The organism is Saccharothrix xinjiangensis, assembly GCF_039527585.1.
Lineage (GTDB): Bacteria > Actinomycetota > Actinomycetes > Mycobacteriales > Pseudonocardiaceae > Actinosynnema > Actinosynnema xinjiangensis.
In genome coordinates, this window is record NZ_BAAAKE010000050.1 from 24,956 (window position 1) to 32,639 (window position 7,684).

Annotated in this window: 3 protein-coding genes, 1 pseudogene and 1 CRISPR repeat array; of the genes and pseudogenes, 2 read left to right on the top strand and 2 right to left on the bottom strand. The window is 67.4% G+C overall.

Going from position 1 to position 7,684, the window contains the following annotated elements; translation table 11 throughout:
• The first annotated feature begins 28 nt into the window (after positions 1-28).
• Entirely contained in the window at positions 29-2,506 is a 2,478-nt protein-coding gene (locus tag ABD223_RS42135; RefSeq protein ID WP_344043734.1) for an ATP-binding protein, read from the top strand.
• 57 nt (positions 2,507-2,563) lie between these two features.
• On the opposite strand, the gene ABD223_RS42140 is transcribed toward ABD223_RS42135, so the two are convergent.
• Positions 2,564-3,775: a cytochrome P450 family protein gene (locus ABD223_RS42140; protein WP_344043736.1), complete on the bottom strand. Its 1,212-nt coding sequence runs from the start codon at positions 3,773-3,775 to the stop codon at positions 2,564-2,566.
• Positions 3,776-4,731: 956 nt separating this feature from the next.
• Between ABD223_RS42140 and ABD223_RS42145 the strand changes: the two genes are divergently transcribed.
• Positions 4,732-5,172, top strand: coding sequence for a helix-turn-helix domain-containing protein (locus ABD223_RS42145; RefSeq protein WP_344043738.1), 441 nt, complete (start codon positions 4,732-4,734; stop codon positions 5,170-5,172).
• A gap of 561 nt (positions 5,173-5,733) precedes the next feature.
• On the opposite strand, the pseudogene ABD223_RS42150 reads toward ABD223_RS42145, so the two are convergent.
• Positions 5,734-6,851: pseudogene (locus ABD223_RS42150) on the bottom strand (IS630 family transposase).
• 131 nt (positions 6,852-6,982) lie between these two features.
• Positions 6,983-7,315: direct repeats of the CRISPR family, unit length 28 nt; unit sequence GGACCATCCCCGCTCGCGCGGGGAGCAC.
• Positions 7,316-7,684: the final 369 nt, after the last annotated feature.

Genomic DNA, 7,684 nt, shown 5'->3' on the forward strand with positions numbered 1-7,684 from the left:
GGTACGACGGTCGGGGACTGACGAAGGCATGACGGTGGACGCCGAGGGGAACGAGGCGGCGGCCGGCACAGCGGTGTCGGCGATGCGAAGACCTGCGGATGTCGCAAGCGGTGCGGCGTTTGCGGGTATGACGAGCTTCATCGGTCGTCGCGGACTGCTCCGGGCGACGATGGAGCTGCTCGGGTCGTGTCCGGCGGTGACGGCGAAGCAGCGCGGGCCGGTGCGTCTGGTGACCTTGACCGGGGCCGGTGGTGTCGGGAAGACGAGGTTGCTGGAGCAGTTGGCGACCGGCCTGACGGACTACTACGACCAGGTGGTGTTGGTGCCCTTGGCGGGGCTCAAGGCGGCCGATGACCGGTTGGCTTCCACCATCGCCGAGGCGCTGGGGCTGTTGAACAACTCTCCTACGCCGGCGACTCCGCGGTTGATCGAGCACCTGTCGACTCGTGGGCGGGTTCTGCTGGCGTTGGACAACTGCGAGCATCTGGTGGGACACGAGCCGGGCTCGGGGCAGGTGCCGCGTCTGCTGCGGCATCTTCTGTCGGCGGTGCCCAGGTTGCAGGTGGTGGCGACCAGCAGGGAGAACCTCGGAGTCCAGGGCGAGCACATCGTTCCCGTGCCGCCGTTGCCGGTGACCACCACCGAGCGCGTCTGCACGGATGAGTGCATCTGCTGTGTGCCGGAGGCGCTGCAGTTGCTGCTGGATCGGGCGCGGGCGGTCGGTGTGGAGATCCGGCCGGCGGATTATGCGGTGGCGACCGAGCTGTGTGAGGCGTTGGACGGCATCCCGTTGAACATCGAGTTGGCTGCGGTGCAGTTGGAGACGATGACGTTGCGCGAAATGCTGGCGCAACGGCGGGTGCTGCTGGACACCCTGGTCGACGGGGGCGCGCTGCAGGAGCAGCATCGGTCGGTCCGCGCGACGTTGGACTGGTCCTACGGGTTGCTGGCGGAACCTCTGCGGCGGATGTGGGCGACCGTGTCGGTGTTCGCGGGCGGTTTCGACCTGGACTCCGCAGCGGCGGTGTGCACGTCGGGCATGGACCGTGCGGAGGTGCGTTCGTTGCTGGCCGGGTTGAAGCGGGCGTCCCTGCTCGTGGTCGACCAGCGTGGGGATCGCGCACGGTTTCGGATGTTGGAGACGATCCGCCAGTACGGCGAGGAGCTGGTCGAGGCGTCCGGGGATGCCGCCGAGTTGCGCCGTGTCCACGCCGGGCATTTCGAGTCGCTGGCCGAACAGGCGGCCGAGCAGTGGCTGGGTCCGGAGGAGATCGTGTGGATGCAGCGCATCCACACGGAGCTGCCCAACATCCTCGCCGCGCAGGAGTACTTCCTCGCCACCGGGCAGGTTCGGCGTGCGGTGCGGTTGGAGGTGAACACCGGGCGCTGTCGAGCGTTGATCTTCGCCGGCAAGATCAACGATGCCCGCGACATGCTGTCCGCCGGTCTGGGGGAGCACCCGGAAACCCCGACCCTCGACCAGGCGGCGGGTCTGTCGTCGGCGGCGTGGATGGCCTTCGTCGAGGGCCGCCCCACGGTGGGACTGTCGCTGCTGGAGCAGGCCGAGGAGGCGGCCCTGGCGTTGGGTTGTCAGGACACGTTTCCTCCTCTGCTGTACGCGCGGGCGACCCGTTTGTGGTTGGTGGAGCAGGACGAGAGCGTGGCATGCGGATCGGTGGAGGCCTACCGGCAGGCCGAACTCGCCTTCCTGGCGACAGGAGCGCGGGGGGATGCGTTCATGGCGCTGATGTTCGGGGCCATGAGCGGGGCGTTCCTCGCCGATCGCGACACCGCTTTCGCCTGGTGCGCGAGGCTGTTGTCCCAGGCTGAGGACGCCCGTGCCGAGTGGTCGGTTTCGTGGGCGCTGTGGGCGCTGGCGCTGGCGGAGCTGCTGCACGGCAGCCCGGGGGAGTCTCTTGTGTTGGCCCGGCGAGTGCTGCTCATCCAGGATCGGATCGGTGACACATGGGGGCCGGCGTGGACGAAGTGGGAGCTGTTCCTGATCGCGGTCGCGTTGGGCGATTACGAGCGTGGTGCGCAGTTGATGGGTGCGGCCAACGCCGCCCGCAAGCTGACCAACGCCTCGATCCTGGGGTTGCTGCCGTGGCTGCGGGTCCAGCAGCGGGCCGAGGATCAGGCTCGCGGGGAGCTGGGTGACGAGGAGTTCGACATCAACCTCGCCCTGGGGGAGCGGCTGACGACCGACGAGGTGTTCGCTCTGGCATCGGAGCTTCGTCCCCGGCCTGTCGCCGGGCCGCGACCGGGGGGCCTGTCGCGGCAGGAGTTCGTGGTGGCCTCACTGGTGGCCAGGGACATGACCAACCGTGAGATCGGCGAGGCCCTCGACGGCCTGTCGCACCGCACCGTCGAGGTCCACGTCTCCAACATCATCCGCAAGCTCAACGACACCTACCCCGACCGCATCGTCAAGCGGCGTACGCAGATCCGTGACTGGTACCGCGGCCTTCCGGCCGAGGAGGTTTCGGCGGCGCTGGCCGAGGGGTGACCGCGGGGTGGGTGGCGCGCAAGCCCGTGCCATCCACCCCTGCGGCCGTGGTGGTGCTCACCGCAGGAACACGGGCAGTTCCTCGATCCCGGACATGATCGCGCTGCGTTGGGCCCGCAGCTGCTCGGGCGGCACTGCCAACCGGGCGCGAGGAAAGCGGTCGACGAGCTGGTCGAGGGCGATGACGGCTTCCATGCGCCCCAGAGGGGCGCCCAGGCAGTGGTGGATGCCGTGGCCGAAGGACAGGTGCCGTCGCATGTCGCCGCGGTCGATGTCCAGCTCGGCGGCGTGGGCGAACACGGACGGATCGCGGTTGGCGCTCATCAGCGACACCAGGACGATCTCGTCCTCGGGGATTTCGACGTCGCCGTAGACAACGGGAACGGTGGTGACCCGGTGGGTGGCCATCCGCACCGGCGAGTCGTACCGCCACACCTCCTCGACCGCATTGGCGATGTTGTGGCGGTGGGTGGCGAGGTGGCGCCACAGCCGGGTGTCGTCCAGCAGCCAGCGGACGGCTTTGGTGATGCCGTTGGTGGAGGTCTCGTGGCCGGCGACGAGGAGCAGGTAGATCGTGCCGGTCAGCTCGTCGTGGTCCAGGCGGTCGGTCCCGGAGCCCTGGACCAAGGCCGACAGCAGGTCGTCGGCGGGGAGGCGTCGCTTGTGCTCGATCAGGTCGGCGATGTAGTCGCCCATTGCCCGTGATGCCGGCAGCAGGCGGGCGGGCACGTCGTCCATCAGTGCCGCGGTCCAGTCGCGCAGCGCCTCGTGGTCGTGCTCGGGCACCCCCATCAGCTCGCAGATCACGGTGAGCGGAAGGGGAAACGCCAGTCGGCTGACCACATCGACGGGCCGATCGGTGGGCAGTTCGTCGAGCAGCGCCGCGGTGAGTCGTTCCACTTCGGGGCGCAGCCGCTCGATCCGTGCGCGGGTGAAGTGATCCCCCAGCAGACGACGCAGACGTGTGTGTTTCGGCTGGTCCTGGTAGAGCATGTGCGGTCGGAACATCCCGCTCAACTCGGTGGGCAGCCCGGCGACGCGCAGATGCCGTTTCAGCAGCGGACGAATCCGCGCGGCGTCCTTGCTCAGGCGCGGATCGGTCAACGCACGTCGTGCATCGGCGTAGCGACTGATCACCCAGACCGGCAGGTACCCGCCCACCTCGGCGCGATGCACAGGCTCGGTCTCCCGGACCGCGTCACCCACCTCCAGCGCCTGGTGCCAGTAGTGCTCCCCGAAGAGACGGACGGGTGTCGTGCCGGTCTGCATCGCGAATCCCCTGATGTCGTGACGTGCCGCGCCCACGCGGAAGGGCGAATCTACTTATTTAGGGTGAGTATCGACTCGTCGGCGTGAGCGCGCCATTAGGGAGACCACGTAGTGGTCGGGCGAAGCACGTAGTCGGGCACGTAGTGGAGCGAGGGTAACCACGTAGAAATACCGCGGTCCCCTTGCGGATGCCCGAGGGTGCATGCGGACAGGATTTCGTCGGCCCGACGGTCCGATCGGTATCCTGTTTTTCACTGTGAATCAGGATCCGTGGGGTGTGCCTGCTTGTTGTCAAAGGGTGCTGTGACAGGTTTCAACGGGTTCCGTTCGTCTTCTCGGGATGGTTGCACACCGCGAACGGCGGAGCGGGGCCTGTCTGGCTGCCGCTACGTGGTCGACCTGAGGGTCTCTAGGGGCGGTCACGCCCAAAACTACGGGGCCTACGTAATTATCGGATCCGTGGTGTCGGGATGCTCCTGGATCTCGCTCGCGTTGACATGGAATGTCGGTGTCATATGATCCGCATGTCGGCAGGCCGGGGGTGGATTCGTGACCGTCGTGTCTGGAGTTGTGACGCTGGATGAGGTTTGCGAATTCCGAAAGCGTGGCGGTGCGCGGAGTGGCAGGGCGGGCATTGTGGGCGCTCCCGTGGTCGAGCGGATGAGTTGATCGGTCGGTGCTGCGCGACATGCACTCGTTCGAAGGGTGTGGATTGTCGTGCTGTTCGCCGGTTGTCTGGTCATCCGCCGGCCGGATTTTGCAGGCGAACCCGACAACCCTCCTGGCGGGGGTGTCTTCGTGAGCGTCCGGTCTCGTCATGCGATGCCGGTTCCGTCCACGTGCTGCGACCGGCGCGCGGCGACGACACGCAGGGACGTCATCGCCGTCCTGGCACCGGTCAGCCGACCAGCGGGGGCACCAGAACGGGTGTCCCGGGATGACGTGCGGTGCGCCGTATGCGGCGCACCGAGCCGTTCAACCGGCACGGCGCGTCGACCGTCGAGCGGTTGGTCGCGTGCAGACGAGGGAGGGATCACGTGTCGTTGGCCAACGAGGACCGCAACGGGGACGGGCGGCCTGACCGTTCGCAGAGGGAGCCGTCAGCAGAGCAGGACGTGGCGCCGAAGCGCGACGAGGGGGACGGCGACGCCGGTCGGAGCTCGGTGCTGGAGCGGGCTTTCCAGGTGCTGGAGCAGGTCGCCGGCGGTGCCCGACCGCTGAACCTGACCGAGGTGAGCCGCGCGACCAACTTGCCTTTGCCGACCACGTACCGATTGGCGACGGCCCTGGTGAAGCTCGGTGCCCTGGAGAAGGACGCCGGACGGTACACCCTTGGCCCAGTGTGGTTGCAGTGGTCGGAGGCGGCCGGACAAGAACACACATGCACATCGAGCTGACGGCGAGGTGCGATCCCGACCTGCACCTGGGAAGCAGGCTCCGGTCCGCAACCCACGTATTGGCACGCGTAGGGCCGATCGAAGGAGACTGCCGAGCGATGCGAGTCCTGGCGCGTCCGTACGGATGCGCCAGGATCGGGTGAGCTTCTGGTGGGGATGGTCGAGGCCACAATCGAGTGCCTCGAGGACCACATCAGGCTCTCGATCGCGACACTGCACGCTCGGCGTCGGTGTTGTGGCACTGCGGTGGAGGATCTCGAATAGGGTGAATTCCGAGCTGGCACTGGTCGTCCGGGCGGTCGAGGCGGCACTGCTCGGTGAGTGTGCCCAGAAGTGCGTGTCAGTCGGATGCCTGCCGCACGTTGCCGACCCGACAGACGTGAGTAAGAGTTGGTGTGGCTGCTGAGTTCGGTTGTGCAGTGTACCGAGGGGATCCGGTGCCGCAACGACCGACTTTCCTGCCGGGCAGCGTCGTGACGGAACCACCCCCGCTCGCGCGGGGAGCACGGGATGGGCTGGCCGTCGATCTAGTGCGTTGACCACATAGGTTCGCCGGGTTGGTCAGGCCGCTTGAGGGCGTGGTCGGCCCCAGCGTTGGTGTCGTTCGCTGCGGATGCGGGCTCGTTCGCGGCGTTGGGCGGCGAGGATGTCGGGGTGGCGGGCGTTGGCGTTGCGCCAGCGCAGATGTGTCTGCAGCTCTCGGGCGAGCACGGTGTGGTTGGGATGGTTGGAGTTGGCGATGACGAACGTCCGCAGGGGGCCGAACTGGGCTTCGATCGGGTTGGCCCAGAACGCGTAGGTCGGGGTCAGGCAGATCTCGATGTTGTTGTCGGCGGCCCACGTGAGGATTTTCGGGGTCTTGTTGGCCGACAGGTTGTCCATGATCACGTAGATCGGTGCGCCGTCCGGTCTGGCCGCCCTGATCGACTTGAGGGCGGCCAGGCTGTGGTCGCCGCCCTTGCGGCGGCGGGTGACGCCCCAGAGCTGGTCGTCGCCGACGGAGTAGCAGCCGTGGAAGTAGCGGATGCCGTGGGTCCGCCGGTAGGTCGCCGGCAGCCGGTCGGGATGTTTGCGCGGTGTCCAGCCCGAGCCGTGGTGCGGGCGGATCGACAGTGGCCCGAATTGGTCGAAGGCGAAACACCGCTGCGGGAAGCGGGTGAGGACCTCGTCGATGCGGTCGAGTTTGGCGTCGAAGGCAGAGGCGTTGGAGGTCTTCCAAGTGCGTGTGCGCTGGAAGCTGATCCCGTACTCGTGCAGGATCTGGCGTAATCGTTCCCGGCCGATGCGGACCCGGCGTTGTGGATTGCGGTGCAGGTGGGCGACGAGTTTGCGCAGGCTCCACCGGGTGAAGGGCAGGCCCGCCCTCGCGGGACGGGCCTTGGCCGTCGCCACGACGAACGCGATGTCGTCGGGACTGATCAGGCGGGACGGCCTCCCGCCCACCTAGGGTCCAACGCCGCCAGGCCGCGGGCGTTGAAGTCGTGGATCACGTTCCGCACGGTGTCCGGGTCGGCCGCGACCAGCCGCGCGATCGACGGCGCGGGTGTCCCGGACGACGAGGCCAGGATGATCATCGCCCGGCGCATCCGGATCGTGCCCTGCTTGCCCCGACGCACGTAGTTGAGCAGGCGACGGCCCTCGTCCTCGGTTAATCGACGTGCTCTGACCGGCTCGGCCATCGATGCCTCTCATGCTCGGCGGCGACTACGTCACCGCCGAGCATGAGATCACCACGAACCGGTGCCGGGGATCTTGTCCGGCGTGTCCCCAACCCGGTGAACGTATGTGGTCAACGCACTAGACGCTGCTGGGACCATCCCCGCTCGCGCGGGGAGCACCCACCCCACCTAGATCCCCTGTGCCGCAACGGTGGACCATCCCCGCTCGCGCGGGGAGCACGGCGCGGGGGCCTGGTCCCCGTTGCCGTTCGACGGACCATCCCCGCTCGCGCGGGGAGCACAAGACGAGCAGCACGTGTGAGACGTTCGGGACGGGACCATCCCCGCTCGCGCGGGGAGCACGTACTCCGCCAGGGCCGTTTTCACGACGTCCGTGGACCATCCCCGCTCGCGCGGGGAGCACCCGCTTCCCCTACCGGAAGCGGGGGCCTTTTCGGGACCATCCCCGCTCGCGCGGGGAGCACACTTCTTGAGCTGGGACTTTACAGGTCGAGGTGTGCGTTTTAATTCGGTTCGTTGCGGTCTCGCATGTCGGTCGTCGCCAGGACCTCGGCTGGCTCAGCCCCGATGAGTACGAAGCCGCCTGGCACGCCGCCCAGACCGAACCGACTACCATCCCGGCATCACCGACCCAATCCAGATATTGCTTCGAAAGTGTCCGCTTGCCTGCACCTCAAGCCGATGACCAGCAGGTTCTACGTCGAGATGAAGGCAACCTCACACTTTCGTTTCAATAACAACCGCCTCGGGTTATCGGGGGTTCCTCTGTGTTTGTCAAGGCGTTGGGTCGGGCTCGGTTGTAGGCTTTGGTTTGGCGGGTTCGGGAAGTGACT